The sequence below is a fragment of the Microbacterium sp. USHLN272 genome (assembly GCF_037149655.1).
GTDB lineage: Bacteria > Actinomycetota > Actinomycetes > Actinomycetales > Microbacteriaceae > Microbacterium > Microbacterium galbinum.
The window spans coordinates 2,547,802-2,563,193 of record NZ_JBBCRA010000001.1 but is presented as its reverse complement, the minus strand read 5'-3'; the positions used below and the strand labels follow the sequence as shown (position 1 = coordinate 2,563,193).

General features: G+C 69.4%; 10 protein-coding genes. 5 read left to right on the top strand and 5 right to left on the bottom strand.

Features of this window, described 5'->3' with window-relative positions:
• Positions 1-136: 136 nt before the first annotated feature.
• The 4 genes from WFJ97_RS12340 to WFJ97_RS12325 all read right to left on the bottom strand — a co-directional run bounded on the left by WFJ97_RS12340 (position 137) and on the right by WFJ97_RS12325 (position 7,643).
• Complete coding sequence (locus tag WFJ97_RS12340; protein WP_336641691.1) at positions 137-1,714, bottom strand: sugar ABC transporter ATP-binding protein; 1,578 nt, start codon at positions 1,712-1,714, stop codon at positions 137-139.
• Positions 1,714-2,733, bottom strand: a complete 1,020-nt coding sequence (locus WFJ97_RS12335; protein WP_247633797.1) for a LacI family DNA-binding transcriptional regulator — start codon at positions 2,731-2,733, stop codon at positions 1,714-1,716. The genes WFJ97_RS12340 and WFJ97_RS12335 overlap by 1 nt, the downstream gene beginning before the upstream one ends.
• 147 nt (positions 2,734-2,880) lie before the next feature.
• Positions 2,881-5,982 carry a carbohydrate binding domain-containing protein gene (locus WFJ97_RS12330; protein WP_336641690.1) on the bottom strand — a complete coding sequence of 1,034 codons (3,102 nt, stop codon included), beginning with the start codon at positions 5,980-5,982 and terminating at the stop codon, positions 2,881-2,883.
• Between the two features lie 401 nt (positions 5,983-6,383).
• The gene (locus tag WFJ97_RS12325) at positions 6,384-7,643 is read right to left on the bottom strand and encodes a D-arabinono-1,4-lactone oxidase (RefSeq protein ID WP_336641689.1); all 1,260 of its coding nucleotides are present in this window, start codon (positions 7,641-7,643) and stop codon (positions 6,384-6,386) included.
• A 78-nt stretch (positions 7,644-7,721) separates the two neighbouring features.
• Between WFJ97_RS12325 and WFJ97_RS12320 the strand changes: the two genes are divergently transcribed.
• The 5 genes from WFJ97_RS12320 to arfA all read left to right on the top strand — a co-directional run bounded on the left by WFJ97_RS12320 (position 7,722) and on the right by arfA (position 13,648).
• Positions 7,722-8,768: a LacI family DNA-binding transcriptional regulator gene (locus WFJ97_RS12320; protein WP_247633794.1), complete on the top strand. Its 1,047-nt coding sequence runs from the start codon at positions 7,722-7,724 to the stop codon at positions 8,766-8,768.
• A gap of 91 nt (positions 8,769-8,859) precedes the next feature.
• Positions 8,860-10,197, top strand: a complete 1,338-nt coding sequence (locus WFJ97_RS12315; protein ID WP_247956944.1) for an extracellular solute-binding protein — start codon at positions 8,860-8,862, stop codon at positions 10,195-10,197.
• Positions 10,194-11,132 carry a carbohydrate ABC transporter permease gene (locus tag WFJ97_RS12310; protein WP_336641688.1) on the top strand — a complete coding sequence of 313 codons (939 nt, stop codon included), beginning with the start codon at positions 10,194-10,196 and terminating at the stop codon, positions 11,130-11,132. Before WFJ97_RS12315 ends, WFJ97_RS12310 begins: the two co-directional genes overlap by 4 nt.
• Positions 11,132-12,067, top strand: coding sequence for a carbohydrate ABC transporter permease (locus WFJ97_RS12305; RefSeq protein WP_336641687.1), 936 nt, complete (start codon positions 11,132-11,134; stop codon positions 12,065-12,067). The genes WFJ97_RS12310 and WFJ97_RS12305 overlap by 1 nt, the downstream gene beginning before the upstream one ends.
• A gap of 45 nt (positions 12,068-12,112) precedes the next feature.
• Positions 12,113-13,648: an arabinosylfuranosidase ArfA gene (gene arfA / locus WFJ97_RS12300; protein WP_336641686.1), complete on the top strand. Its 1,536-nt coding sequence runs from the start codon at positions 12,113-12,115 to the stop codon at positions 13,646-13,648.
• Between the two features lie 153 nt (positions 13,649-13,801).
• Here the strand turns inward: arfA and WFJ97_RS12295 are convergent, their stop codons facing one another.
• On the bottom strand, positions 13,802-15,337 hold the full coding sequence (locus tag WFJ97_RS12295) for a hypothetical protein (RefSeq protein WP_336641685.1): 1,536 nt from the start codon (positions 15,335-15,337) through the stop codon (positions 13,802-13,804).
• Positions 15,338-15,392: the final 55 nt, after the last annotated feature.

Below are 15,392 nucleotides of genomic sequence, written 5' to 3'. Positions count from 1 at the left end.
TCTTCGAGAAGCCGGGACCGACCCGGCGAACCGTCGAGACCGTCGTGGTCCCTGGTGATTGCAGGACGTCGTGTCCGGCGTCCTGGTGGCGATGTTACCGGGAACAATTCATGGAACACAACGTATGTTCTGAAAATCAGCGGTTTGCGTCGCCCCCCGCGGTGTTACCGGACACATGTTCGGCGGATTCGAAGTCGGCGGCGATCATCTCGACGACGGTGTCGACCGTGACGCCGGGACCGTTGCTCAGCTCGCCGATCTTCTCGCGATCCTTCAGCACGATGATCCTGTCGCTGAGCCGCACGACCTCTTCGAGCTCCGAGGAGATGAACACCACCGCCACGCCGCCGGCCGCCAGCTGGCTCACCCGCCGCTGGATCTCGAGCTTCGCCGCGATGTCGATCCCGCGCGTGGGCTCGTCGAGGATGAGCACGTGCGGGCGGGTGGCGAGGGCGCGCGCCAGCAGGACCTTCTGCTGGGTGCCGCCCGAGAGCAGGCCGACGGGTCGATCCATATCGGCGGGATCGAGGTGCAGCGCCTCCACGTACGTGTCGACGAGCTCGGCCGACTCCGCCGCCGACAGCGGCCGCGACCAGCCTCGCAGGGCCTGCAGCGACAACACGATGTTCTCTCGCGCGGTCAGCTCTCCGATGATCCCCTGGGAGCGCCGGTTCTCGGTCGACATCGCGATCCGATGCTGCAACGCGACCGACGGACTGCGCAGATCCACACGCCGACCGTCGACCCACAGCTCACCGCTGTCGGCCCGCACCATGCCGCCCATGAGGCTGGCGAGTTCGGTGCGCCCCGATCCCCGCAATCCGGCGAAGCCGACGATCTCCCCGCGCTGCACCTCGATGTCGGTGCATCCCATCTCGCCGCGGCGCCCGAGATCGGATGCCTGGATCGCCGCCTCGCCATCCGTGGCGTAGTGATGCGCTTTGCGCTCAGAACCGAGCGCCCGCAGGCTCTCGATGTCCTTCCCGAGCATCTGCGAGATGAGGTCGGCACGCTCGAGATCCCGCGTCGCATTCTCGGCGACGAGGCGTCCTCCACGGAGCACCGTCATCCGGTCGCTGATGGCGAACGCCTGCTCGAGGAAGTGCGAGACGAACAGGATCGCGACTCCGCGCTCGCGCAGCCCGCGGATGACGCGCATGAGCGTGGCCACCTCCGCCTGGTCGAGGCTCGACGTGGGCTCGTCCAGCACGAGCACCGCGGGGTCGTCGACGACCGAGCGCGCGAGCGCGACCAGCTGCTTCTGCGCCGGCGACAGCATCGCCAAGGGCGTCCGAGGATCGAGGTCGTCGAGGCCGAGTCGAGCGAGCGCGGCGGCGGCGTCGATGCGCGTACGGCGCCAGTCGATGCCGAGCAGGCCGCGGCGCTCGCGACCGAGCATCACGTTCTCGCCGACGCTGAGGTTCGGACTCAGCTGCGTCTCCTGGAACACCGTCGCGATCCCGGCGGCGCGGCTGTCGGCGACACCCGAGAACCTGCGCGGCACCCCCGCCACGGTCAGCGTCCCCGCGACCGGTGCGCACGTACCGGTGAGCACCGCGATCAGGGTGGACTTACCCGCCCCGTTCTCGCCCATCAGGGCGTGCACCTCTCCGGGGAAGAGACGGAAGTCGACATCGTCGAGCGCCCGCACGCCGGGGAAGTCGACGGTGATCCCCGACAGTTCGACCAGCGGGTGCTGATCGAGCGCGCTCATCAGCGCACCTCCCGCGGAGGCCCGGTGGATGCCCGGGGCACGAGCTCCGTCTGGATGCGGGTGAGCGGGGGGATCTCGCGCTCTTCGATCGCGGCTCGCAGCATCTCGACGACGGCTCCGCCGAGCGCATGGAAGTCCTGCCGGACGGTGGTGAGCGGAGGAAGGAAGTGCCGCGCGAGCGGAACGTCGTCGAACCCCACGACGCTGAGGTCGGTCGGCACCTCGAACCCCTTGTCGTGCAGGCCGTGGATGAGCCCGATCGCCATGTCGTCGTTGGCGGCGAAGACCGCGGTGTAGTCGGGGAGCCTGTTCAGCCCCATCGCGAAGTCGTAGGCGAAGTCGGCCGTCCAGTCGCCGACGACGATCGGCCGCTCTCGGATCCCCCAGGACTTCGCCCGGGTGTGGAACGCGCGCTCCCGGGCACGGGCGTCGAGCCAGTCGAGCGGGCCCGAGATGTGCAGGATGTCGCGATGCCCGAGCGCGACGAGGTGGTCGACGACGAGGCTCGTGCCGGCGTGCTGGTCGATCGAGACCGTGAGGAAGGTCGGATCGGCATCGGCTTTGACGACGAGCATGGGCACGCCGATCGATACCCGGCGCAGTGCGGCCACCGACGACGAGCGCGGCGCGATGACGCAGAGCGCGTCGACGCCCTGAGTGATCAGGTTCTCGACCGCCTCCTGCGGGGAGGTGCCGTCGCCCTCGTGCAGTGCGATCTGGGTGACCGAGTAGTCGGCCGTGCGAGCGGCGAGCTCGACGGCGCGCAGGATGCTGGAAGGGCCGAAAGCGACCGAACTCTCGATGAGCACCCCGATGCGTCGCGAGCGCTGCGTGGCGAGCGCTCGGGCGACGAGGTTGGGGCGGTAGTCGAGCTCTTCGATCGCTTCGAGCACGCGGCGGCGGGTGTCCGGCTTGATGTTCGGGTGATCGTTGAGCACCCGCGACACCGTCATGTGGGACACGCCCGCGATCTCGGCGACCTGCCGGATGCCGGGCTTGTCCGAGCCGACGTTCACCATCCGCACCTCCGTCGGCCTCGCCTCGAGCGATGTTACCGAGAACACCGTGGTGCCGCAACGATCGACGGACCCGCCCGCTCGGACTCCCGAGGGCGTCCGAGCGGGCGGATCCCGACGGTCACGATACGGTGACCGCCGCTGACGTCATCACTCGTGCGGAGTGATGCCCGGTCGACGGCGTCGAGCCAGCCACAGAGCCGAGCCCGCCGCGAGCAGCAGACCGCCGACGATCGCCGCCGTCAGCGACCCTGCGGCATCCCCGCCGGTGGCGGCGAGGGATCCGTCACCGGCCCCCGCCCCCGAACCGGGGTCGGATCCGCCGCCGGTCCCGGTTCCCCCACCGTTCCCGCCGCCGCCCGTTTCCTCCGCAGCGACCACGGTGAGCGCGAGGCGCGCGAGGTCCACGTCGCCGTCGCGCAGCACGATGGTGTGCGCGCCGGGTTCGATGTCGGCGGGGATGACGACGGTCGACGACAGACGCCCCTCGGCGACCGACGCGGTCGCAAGGGCACGGTATTCGCTCTCGATCCCGATCTCGACCTCCTCGACCGGGACACCGGTCGCAGAAACGGTGACGGAGCCGCCGGCGACGACCTCGGTCGTCGAGAGCGAGGCGACCAGCTGCTCGCCCGGTTCGGTGCCCTCACCGTCGAAGGACCAGTTGTCGACCTCGAACAGATCGGTGTCGGCATCCACCCCCTCCGGTCCGGCGAAGACGAAGAACACGTCGTGCTCCCCGGCAGCGCCGGTCACGTCGGCGCTCACCGTCGTCCATTCGCCGAGGGTGCCCTCGACCGGGATCTCGGCGACGACGGGACCGTCGACATCGTCGAGGCGCACCTGCACCGACGCACCCTCGACGAGCGGCCTGACGGATGCCGAGACGGAGGTCGCGCCCGCACCGAAGTCCACGCCCGAGATGCCGGCGAAGTCGCCGTCGTCCACACCGGAGAGCACCATGTTGCCTCCGCCGTTGTGCTCGGGGAACTCGACCGACGCCTCATCCGTGGAGACCGTCGTGAGACCCAGCTGCCAGGCGAGCGTCTCGGCCTCGAAGGTGCGATACGGATCGAAGCTCTCCACCTGGCTCACACCGGCCCGGGTTCCGGTGACCGGCTTGATGGTGCCGTCCTCGTTGAACTCGAGCTTGTCGATGTGCACCGAACGGTAGCCCTGGGTCGACCCCGGCGTGCCGAGGGCCGCCGCCCACGCCGCGCCGCGCGTCTGAGCGTGGTAGGTGAAGTAGGTCTCCCCCTTGTAGGTGAACATGTCGGAGTGGTTGTTGCCGCCGTTGCCCGCTCCGAAGAACGTGCTCTGGTTCTGGAAGGCGACCCCGGCATAGGTCGACGCCGACAGATCCATCGGATCGTCGGTCATCATGTACGCGATCGCGCCGCGCGACGGGTACAGTCCCGGCACCTCGTTGACCTGGAAGTTCGACGAGTACGAGTAGTAGTACGTGTCACCGCGCTTGAAGAGGCTGGAGGCCTCGAACATGCCGGGGGCGTCGATCTCGACCGGGTCGCCGTCGAGGGTCACCATGTCGTCCTTCAGTTTGACCACACGGGTCGACTTCGGATTCTGCGGGCCCTGCACGTTCGGCGCGGTGCCGATCTGCGAGTTCCCGCCGAAGTACAGGTACCCCTGTCCGTCGTCGTCGATGAAGACCTCGGGGTCGAACAGCCACATGCCCGCGGGGAACCCGCCCCCGGCGATGTAGTCGCGGTCGACGGTGTCGGGGATGATCTTCTTGCCGAGCGGGTCTTCCCAGGGGCCGAGCGGAGAGCCGCCGACGACCACGGCCGTACCCGTTCCGCTGTCGCAGAAGTAGAGGTAGACCTTGCCGTCCTTCTCGATCGCGGCGGGCGCCCAGGAGTTGCGGGCCCACGGAGCGGCGCCGCCCTCACGGGCGACCGGAACCGTGCCGTGGTCGACCCAGTTCACCATGTCGCTCGTCGACATCACGTTCAACCGGGTGATTCCGCCGTATCCGTTCGACTGCGTCGGGAGGCCGTTCTCGTCCTTGGAGTTGAGTTCGTACTGCTGAGTGTCGTCCGTCGAGTAGATGTACAGGCGGCCGTTGTAGATGAGGTGGTGCGGATCTGCTCCGAACTTGTGACCGACCAGCGGGTTGTGGTCCCCGACGGGCTTCGTCTGCACCTTCTCGAGGCTGGTGAATTCGGGCTGAGCCGGTGCATCGGCGATCTTCACGAGCGACACCTCGTCGATGGCGAAGTCCTGCAGCGTGGACGACCCCCACGGCGTCTCGACGAAGAACCAGTCCGCGGCGGCGTGGCGCGCCTCGGCCGTGAACTCCTGCGAGAACGTGCCCCACTCGCCCTTCGTGAACGTGTGGCCGTAGTCCGCGCATCCGTTGAAGTTGGAGGGGCAGAAGGTGAAGTTGAACTGCTGCGTGTCGGCGCCCTCGTCGTACCTGAGCTTGCCCGTCACGCGATACGAGGCGCCGAGCTCCAGTTTGCCGCTGACGCTGGCGAACGGCCCCGACTGCGTGTTCTCGCGCCCGGAGACCGCGAGCGAGTGCGCGCCGGATGCCGCGTCTTCGCTGAGCGCGAGCATTCCGCCGCGGGTGTTCGTCCATCCGGCGCTGTCCGTCACGAAGCGACCGTCGGGCAGGAGGTTCCCCGGCACGGCGGGCGGCTCGACCGCGGCACCCGAACCGTCCTGCGCGACGAGGGCCACGTCGTCGATGACGAAGCTCTGCACATCGGTGTTCCATGGCGTCTCGACGAAGAGCAGGTCGTACTCGGCGCTGAGCGGCGTGAAGGTCTTCTGCACCGTCGCCCACTGGCCCGCCGTGGCCGTCGTCGAGGCGACGACATCGCAGCGGCTGCGGGTCGACGTGCACAGCACGACGTTGAAGTTCTGCGTCTCGCGCCCCTCCGCGAACTTGAGCGACAGGCTCAGGTCGTACGAGCTGCCGGTGTCGAGCAGGCCGGTGACGGTGGCCGTCGGACCGGACTGGAACGACGTGCGGGCGCTGATCTGGAGCGACTTCGCCCCGGTGCGCGCATCCGTGCTCTCGGCGAGCGTTCCGCCGAGAGGCGCGGACCAGCCGCTGATGCCCGTCTCGAACGTGCCGTTCCCGATGAGCTGCGTCGGCGCGGCGAATGCCGTGCTCGTCGCGCCGAGCGTCAACGATGACGCGGCGAGCGCGGCGACCCCGAGCAGCGCGGCGAAGCGCGCCCCCGATCGGCCGCGCGCGGCGACGGTTCTGTGTGGTCTCTTCACTGCTGTTCTCCTTCTCTGGGGTCGCTCGATGGCGCGCCGAGATCGCGGTCGGACGGACGGATCCGTTCGATCGCCGGTGCGGTCGTGCGGGGTTCTCAGCGGCGTCGTTCGGGCCGACGGCGGATCGCCGCGGAGCCGGACGCCGGCTTCCTCGTGGGTCGTGGGGCGAGGCGCCTCAGGGTGCGAGGCGCGGGGGGCGCGCTAGAGGGCGTGCCGACGTTCGGGGTCGACGTCGGGGCGGGTGGGTCCGTCGAAGCTGTTCATGCGCTCTCCTCCTCGAGATGCAGGACGACGATCGTCGTCGACCGCGTGGCATCCGATGAGGATGCGGCGGGCGTCTGACTCGGATGTTACCGGTAACAGTTTTGGGAACGCAAGAGCCGGTGTGCTCCGCGCACCGCTCAGAGCCCGAGCCGCTCCAAGAACCCGTTCACCGACCGCCGCTCCGGGTCGAAGCGCGCGGCGAGCGCGGCGAAGTCGTCGAAGCGCGGATACCGTTCGCGCACCTCGGCCGCGTCGAGCGTGAACACCTTGCCCCAGTGCGGGCGTGCGGTGGGCGGCAGCGCCGCTTCGAGCGTCGGCAGGAATGCGCGCACGGCCGATTCGTCCGGCTTCCAGGTGAAGTGGATGCCGACGGCATCCGTGCCGTACGACGAACTCAGCCAGAGGTCGTCGGCCTTCACCGTGCGGATCTCGTTCACCAGCAGCAGCGGAGCGATCTGCCCGGCGAGCGAGCGCACGGCTTGGATCGCGGCGACGGCGTCGGCGCGGGGCACGAGGTACTCGCTCTGGATCTCGGCACCGGCCGAAGGGGTGAACTCGAGCTTGAAGTGCGCGAGCCGCTCGAACCACGGCCCAGGCGCGCCGAGCTGTTCGGTGCACGCGACGGGGTCGACGCCGAGGATCGGATGCCGCTTGCGCGCCGCGGCTTCGGCCCCCAGGCTCTCGAACAGGGACTCGCGGGCGGCCTCGCGCGCCTCGGGGAGGCGCTGCTTGACCCAGATCTGGTCGGCGACGTCGGTGTGCTGCCAGGTCGAGAAGATGCTGACGCTCGTGCCGATGCCGGTGACCGCTTCGAGGTCGGTGAGGATCGCGTCCCACGACGGATGCTCGAAGACGTGCTGCGCGACGTCGTAGGTCGGCTCGACGTCGAGGGTGAGGTCGACGACCGCGCCGAGGGCGCCGAGGCTCACGACCGCACCGTCGAAGTCGGTGTCGCCGCGACGCAGCTCGCGCGTCTCGCCACCCGGGGTGACGATCGTGAGAGCGCGCACGGCACTCGCGAGAGAGCCGATCGCGTCACCCGAGCCGTGGGTTCCGGTGGCGACGGCACCGGCGACGGAGATGTGCGGCAGCGAGGCGAGGTTGGCGAGTGCGAGCCCCTCGCCGGCGAGCAGCGGGGCGATGTCGCCGTAGCGCAGTCCTCCGGCCACCCGCACGGCGTCGCGCTCCGGGCTCACCTCGAAGACCGCGGGCAGTCGGTCGAGGGCGATCAGCGCACCCTCGGTGTCGGCGATGTCGTTGAAGCAGTGGCGCGAGCCCAGCATCCGCACCGGTCCGCCCTGCGCGAGCAGCGCCCGCAGCTCGTCGATCGACGCCGGATGCTCGACCCGGGATGCCCGATAGGTGAGGTTGCCCGCCCAGTTGCGTTCGTTGCCCATCGCGCCAGCATAGCCAGGAGCACATCCTCTACAACGATGTACTGCGGCGGATGGCGACCCCGCCGGTAGGCTGACCGCATGACGACGACCCCGCCGCGCCGCGCGACGATGAAAGACGTCGCCGCTCTCGCCGGCGTCTCTCCGAAGACGGTCTCGAACGTCGTCACCGGCACCGTCCCCGTGAACGACGACACTCGCTCCAAGGTCGAAGCGGCGATGGCGCAGCTCGACTTCGTGCCGAATCTCAGCGCCCGCGGGTTGCGCAAGGGACGCTCGGGGATCATCGCCGTCGCCCTCCCCGATCTCGCGACCGCGTTCTCGGCCGAGCTCGTGCACCGCATCGTCGAAGCCGCGCACGAGCGGGGGCTGGCCGTGCAGATCGAGGAAACGGCATCCGAGCCCGAGCGTGAGAAGGAGCTGGTCTCCCGCGCCCGCGCCCACCTCGTCGACGGCCTGATCCTCAACCCCATCCGTCTCGAGGACAGCGTGCTCAAGTACGCCGACCGCCTGCCGCCGCTCGTCGTGATCGGCGAGGTCGAGCAGAACCGCGCCGATCACGTGCGCATCGACAGCCGGCTCGCCGCCGCCGACGCCACGCGGCACGTTCTGGCGCGCGGCGCCCGGCGGATCGCGGTGGTCGGCGCCGACGACGACCCCTCGGTCGCGACCGCGACGAGCCGACTGCGACTCGAGGGCGTGCACGACGCGCTGCGGGAGGCCGGCATCCCCCGCGACCCCGCGCTCGAGGTCAATCGCCTGCCGTGGGAGATGGCGGGCGGGGCGGATGCCGTGCGCACGCTGTTCGAGCGCGGCGTCGCCTTCGATGCGATCGTCGCCTTCACCGACTCCCTCGCCCTCGGCGCCCTGCACGCCCTGCACGACCGCGGTGTGCGCGTGCCGGAGGACGTGATCGTCACGGGCTTCGACGACGTCGAGTTCTCGAAGTACACCTCTCCCTCTCTGACGACCATCGCGTTCGACCGCCGGGCCTTCGCGGTCGCCGCCCTCGGCCTGCTCGAGACCCGCATGGACGACCGGGCCGCTCCCCCGCGGGCGCTGACGCTGTCGCATCATCTCCTCGAGCGAGACAGCACGAAGGCCGCACCGCTCGGCTACCGCCCTTAGGACCCTGCATTCGTTCGGATCGCACGCTTGCGCCCGCGATTACATCGATGTAATGATGAGGCGTCCACCATCCGGTCACGAAGGAGTGACGATGACGCCCCCGCTCGATCTGTCCCGCCGGCAGTTCCTCACCGCCGCCACGCTCACCGCCGGCGCAGCGCTGCTCGCCGGCTGCTCCCCCCTCTCCCCCACCGGCTCTCGCACCGAGACCCTCCAGTTCTGGCACCTGCTCTCGGGAGGCGACGGCGTGACGATGTCGTCGCTGCTCGACGGCGTGAACTCGGCGCAGTCCGACTACCGCATCCGCCCCACCGTGCTCGCCTGGGGCACGCCGTACTACACGAAGCTCGCGATGGCGGGCGCCGGCGGACGCGCCCCCGACGTCGCGATCATGCACGCCACCCGCGTGAACGGCTGGGCCCCCGGCGGGCTCCTCGACGCCTGGGACGTCGACCGCCTCGCCGAGCTCGGCGTCGATCGCTCCACCTTCCCCGGCCCGATCTGGGAGAAGGGCTTCGTCGGCGACCGGCTCTTCAGCGTCGCCCTCGACGCCCACCCCTTCGTGCTCATGTTCAACACCGACATCTGCGACGCCGCGGGGGTGCTCGACTCGGACGGCACGCTGCGTGAGACCTCGTCGCCCGAGGAGTTCGTCGACCAGCTCCGCGAGGTCGGCGCCCAGGCTCCCGATCACGCCCTGTCGTTCGGCTACCTCGGCGATGGCGCCCAGATGTGGCGCCTGTTCTACGGCCTCTACGCGCAGCACGGCCTGCAGATCGAACTGCCCGTGGGCGGCAAGGCCGTGATCGACAAGGATGCCGCGGTCGAGGCGCTCCGCTTCATGCAGACGCTCCTCGACGGTGAGATCGCGGCCGCGCGCGCCGACTACGGCGGAGCCGTGGCCGAGTTCGCGACCGGCAAGAGCGGCATGCTCATGACCGGTGTCTGGGAGCTGCGCACGATGCAGGCCGCGAACCTGCCGTTCGATGCGACCACGATCCCGACCCTCTACGGCACACCGGCGGTGTACGCCGACTCGCACTCCTTCGTGCTGCCGCACCAGGCGAACGCGAACGACGAGCGCCGCGACCTCGTGTACCGCTTCGTCGCCGACATGCTGAAGGACTCGTTCCAGTGGGCCGAGGCCGGGCACATCCCCGCTTACCTCCCCGTGACCTCATCGCCCGCCTACGACGACCTCGTGCCCCAGGCGCACTACGCCTCGGCCGCCGACCACGTCGTCTACGACCCGACCGCGTGGTTCACGGGCTCCGGCTCGAGCTTCCAGGGCGAGTTCGGTGCCGCGGTGCAGAACGTGCTCCTCTCGGGCGCCGATCCGGCCGCCGCGATCGACCGCTTCGAGGCGCGCGTGAACACGCTGCTGCGCCAACCCAATCCGGCCGACCCCGAAGGGACGTGGAAGTCATGACCTCGACCGCCACCCGCACCCTCGTCACCGGCGGGGCATCCGATTTCCGTCTCCGCCGCGCCGGCTCCCGCAAGCGCGAGCAGCTCATCAGCTGGGCTTTCCTGGTTCCGTTCCTCATCGCCTTCGTGCTGTTCCTGGCATGGCCGATCCTGCACGGCATCTATCTGAGCTTCACCGACCAGTCGCTCACGGGCGCCGGCGGAGCGTTCGTCGGCTTCGCGAACTACGCCGAAGCCCTCGTCGATCCCGTCATGTGGCAGTCGATGTGGAACACGGTGTGGTTCACGCTGCTGTCGACCGTGCCGCTCGTCGCCGTGGCGCTGCTCATGGCGGCACTCGTCGACCGCGGCCTGCCCGGGCAGTGGCTCTGGCGGCTGTCGTTCTTCATGCCGTACCTGCTCGCGTCCACCGTGATCTCGCAGATCTGGGTGTGGATCTTCAACCCGCAGATCGGCGCGGCCAACAACATCCTGAAGTTCTTCGGTCTCGAGCCGATCGCGTGGCTGCAGAACTCCGACACCAACATGCTGTCGATCGTGATCGCGACGGTGTGGTGGACGGTCGGGTTCAACTTCCTGCTCTACCTCGCGGCCATGCAGAACATCCCCCCGCAGCAGTACGAGGCGGCGTCCCTCGACGGGGCCGGCGCCTGGCGCCAGTTCTGGTCGATCACGCTCCCGCAACTGGGACCGGCCACGGTGCTGATCCTCATCCTGCAGATCCTCGCGTCGCTGAAGCTGTTCGACCAGGCGTACCAGATGCTCGGCGGGGTCGCGAGCGACACCACGCGCTCGATCGTGCAGTACATCTACGAGGCCGGCTTCGTGAACTACCGCTTCGGATACTCCGCGGCGATCTCGTACGTCTTCTTCGCCCTCATCGTCATCATCGGCGTCGCGCAGACCCTGGTCACGCGTCGCAAGAAGGAGCAGTGATGTCCTCCGCCACCCTCATCCCCACCGAGTCCGCATCCGACGACCACACCCGCACGCTCACCGTTCCCCGCCACCGGCGCACCGCGCGCCCGAAGCTCCCCGGCCAGAAGCCGTTCTCGCCGCTGCGCATCGCCGCGTTCGTGGTGCTGGCGCTCCTCGCGATCGGATGGCTGCTGCCGTTCCTCTGGGCGGTCGCGACCGCCTTCAAGACCGAGACGGATGCCGCATCCGGCGATCCCGGATGGATCGGCGCGAGCGGCCCCACCCTCGAGGCGTTCACGGCGATCCTCTCGCAGGGAAACGTGTACGTCTGGGCGCTCAACAGCCTGTGGACCTCGGTCGCCGTCACCCTCATCACGCTGACGATCTCGGCTCTGGCCGCCTACGCCTTCTCGCGGCTCGACTTCACCGGCCGCAAGTGGTTGTTCGTCGTGATCATCGCCTCGATCGTCGTGCCGCCGCAGGTGCTGATCATCCCGCTGTTCTACGAGATGCTCGCGTTCAACCTGATCGATACGCACTGGGGTCTGATACTGCCGCAGGTCGTGGCCCCGGCGATGGTGTTCATCCTCAAGAAGTTCTTCGACGCGATCCCGATCGAGCTCGAGGACGCCGCCCGCGTCGACGGCGCCAGCCGCCTGCGCATCTTCTGGTCGATCGTGCTGCCGCTGTCGCGGCCGATCCTGGCATCCGTGGCGATCTTCGTGTTCATCGGAGCGTGGAACAACTTCCTGTGGCCGTTCCTCGTCATCAACGACACCACGCTCATGACGCTGCCGGTCGGGCTCCAGACCGTGATCAGCGCCTACGGCGTGCAGTACGCACAGGTCATGGCCCAGGCCGTGCTCGCGGCGCTCCCGCTCATCGTCGTGTTCCTCATCTTCCAGAAGCAGATCGTCAAGGGAGTCGCGACGAGCGGCTTCGGCGGTCAGTGATCCCGCACCCCCGCACCCCGGCATCCGCCGCAATCAAGGAGAGCAATGTCTCACGCCCGCATCACCATCGACCGCGACTTCACCATCGCCGACGTTCCCCGGAGGCTCTTCGGGTCCTTCGTCGAGCACATGGGGCGCTGCGTGTACACCGGCATCTACGAGCCGGGGCACCCGCAGGCCGATGAACGCGGATTCCGTCAGGACGTTCTGGCCCTGGTGAAGGAGATGGGGCCGACGGTCGTGCGGTACCCGGGCGGCAACTTCGTCTCGGGCTACCGCTGGGAGGACGGCGTCGGCCCGGTCGAGGACCGCCCGGTGCGCATCGACGGCGCCTGGCACACGATCGAGACCAACGCCTTCGGCCTGCACGAGTTCATGGACTGGGCGAAGGAGGCCGACGTCGAGGTGATGGAGGCGATCAACCTCGGCACCCGCGGCGTCGAGGAGGCCCGTGCACTCGTCGAGTACGCCAACCACCCGGGCGGCACGTACTGGTCGGACCTGCGCCGCAAGAACGGCGCCGAGCAGCCCTTCGACATCAAGCTGTGGTGCCTGGGCAACGAGCTCGACGGGCCGTGGCAGATCGGCGGCAAGACCGCTGCCGAGTACGGCCGTCTCGCGCAGGAGTCGGCCAAGGCCATGAAGCTGGTCGACTCGTCGATCGAACTCGTGGCGGTCGGGTCGTCGAGCAGGTCGATGCCGACGTTCGGGTCGTGGGAGCACACCGTGCTCACCCACGCCTACGACGAGGTCGACTTCGTCTCGATGCACGCGTACTACCAGGAGCACGACGGCGACACGGAGTCGTTCCTCGCGGAGTCGGTCGACATGGATGGCTTCATCGAGGGCGTCATCGCGACGGTCGACGCCGTGAAGGCCGCCGGCAAGCACACCAAGCAGGTCGACATCTCGTTCGACGAGTGGAACGTGTGGGATCAGCGCAAGTACAACGATGTCGAGGCGGGCGAGATCGCGAAGGCCGGCTGGCGCGAGCACCCGCGCCTCATCGAGGACACCTACTCGGTGACGGATGCCGTCGTCGTCGGCACCCTGCTCAACAGCCTGCTGCGGCACGGAGACCGCGTGCGCATCGCCAACCAGGCGCAGCTCGTGAACGTGATCGCGCCGATCCGCTCGGAGGAGAACGGTCCGGCCTGGCGCCAGACCAGCTTCTGGCCGTTCGAGCGGATGGCGCGGCTGGCGAAGGGGCGCATCCTGCGCCTCGCCGTCTCGGCCTCGCAGATCGCGACGAAGCGCTACGGCGACGTCGACTCGGTCGATGCGGCCGCCACGTGGGACGAGGAGACCGGACGCCTGGTGGTGTTCGTGGCCAACCGCTCGCTCGACTCGGCGAACGACCTGACGATCGACCTGCACGGCCTCGGCGACCTGCGCGTGCGTCAGGCCGAGACGCTCACGATCCCCCAGGGCGGCGACCGCCGGACCGCCAACCTCGAGACGACCCCCGACACCGTGCACATGGTGCCGCTCGCCGCCGCCGAGATCGTCGACGGCACGGTGCGCGCGACGCTGCCGGCCCTGTCGTGGTCGGTCATCGAGCTCGAGGTGACGCGCGCCTGACCCCCTGGGCCCGTGAGCCACCCCGGGTCCCTGAGCCTGTCGAAGGGCCCCACCACCCTGGGTCCCTGAGCCTGTCGAAGGGCCCCAGACCACGAAAGGCCCGGCATCCATCTCGGATGCCGGGCCTTTCTGTGCGCGAAGCGGATGCCGCGACTACTCCCAGACGACCGTCGGCGCCTCCGCGGCGAAGTCGACCTTCGGGGACAGCATCCCCGCGCCGAAGAGCACCTCGAACGCACCGCGCTCACCCGCGGCATTCTGCCCCTCGAGCGTGATGTCGGTGCGGAACGACTCGTAGGTCGAAACGACCGCGCGGTCGCTGACCTCTCCGACGAGGGCGGCGAGCGACGCCTCGCCCTCGGCGGTGAGGGCGCGGGTCACGGTTCCGTCGACGGGGCTGAAGCCGTCCTGCTCGAGGCCGGTGACGTCCATGCCGCAGGGGGTCGCGAGAGTCTTCATCGCCAGGCACTCGCGCAGCGAGGCGGTGACCAGTTCGCGGAACGATGCCACCCCCGTCTCGCTCAGCACGGGACGCAGCATGCTCGCCGCCTCTTCGCTCTTCTCGTCCGCGACGAGAAGCGTCGTCTCGCCCTCGATCGTGAACTCTTCGAGGCTCGTCGCGAACTCGTACATGCCCGGGAAGACCAGGGCGTCCTCCGAGATCTCCACCCCGTTCACCGTGAGGCCGATGTCGTCGAACCCGTAGGTCGAGATTCGCGCGCCTCCGTTGTACATGGTGATGTCACCGTCGTACTCACTCTGATACATCTCGAACTCGCGTGTCACCTCGGTGCCGCCGACCGTGAAGGTCGCGGGCACGACGACGTCACTGTACTCGCCCTCCTCGGCCTCGCCGACCTCGATATCGTCGATGGCGCCCAGCTCGAGGGAGGCCGCGAGCACCTCGTCCGTGAGGAGCGCATCACTGTAGGACGAGGTGTCGACGTACTTCCGCGCCGTCTCGGCATCGCCCTCCGAAAGGGCGGTGAGGTACTCCTCGACCCACTCCTCCGGGGTGGCCGCGGGCGGCGCGGGCTCGCCGTTCGAGCCACCTCCGGCGTCACCGCCGCGACCCGCCAGCGGGATGATGATGGCCAGGGCGATCACGAGCAGCACGACGACTCCCGCCGCGATGATGCCGATGAGCGCACCGAGCGGAAGCTTCTTGTTGGGGCCGATCTCCGGCCCCGCCGGCGGAAAACCCGGTCCGGGCTGACCGTAGGGCTGGCCGGGTGCAGGCTGACCGGGTGCGGGCTGGCCGTAGGGCTGGCCGGGTGCGGGCTGACCGGGTGCGGGCTGGCCGTAGGACTGGCCCGGCGCGGGCTGACCGTAGGGCTGGCCCGGCGCGGGCTGACCGTAGGGCTGGCCCGGCGCGGGCTGGCCGTAGGGCTGGCCCGGCGCGGGCTGACCGGGAGCCGACTGGCCGTCGGTCAGCCCCGGAGAGGGCTCGCCGGGTGCGTTCGCCGAGGCGTGGCCGGGAGCGTGCCGCGGATCCGCGGGCGGGAGGGCGTGTGCGCCGGGGACGTACTCCGAGCCATCCGGGCCGGTCGGCGGCGTGGTCGGGGGCGCGTCCGGGCCGTCCGACGGGGCGGGCGGCGCGGGCGGTGGCGTGGGGACCGCGTCCGACGCGGAATCGGCCGCCGCCGGGTCGTGGGGCTGGGGAGTCTCCGGTGTCTCGTGTTCACTCACAGATCCAGCATAATGTCCTCGTTTGCGGCATATCGGGATGCCTGGCATGCCCCGC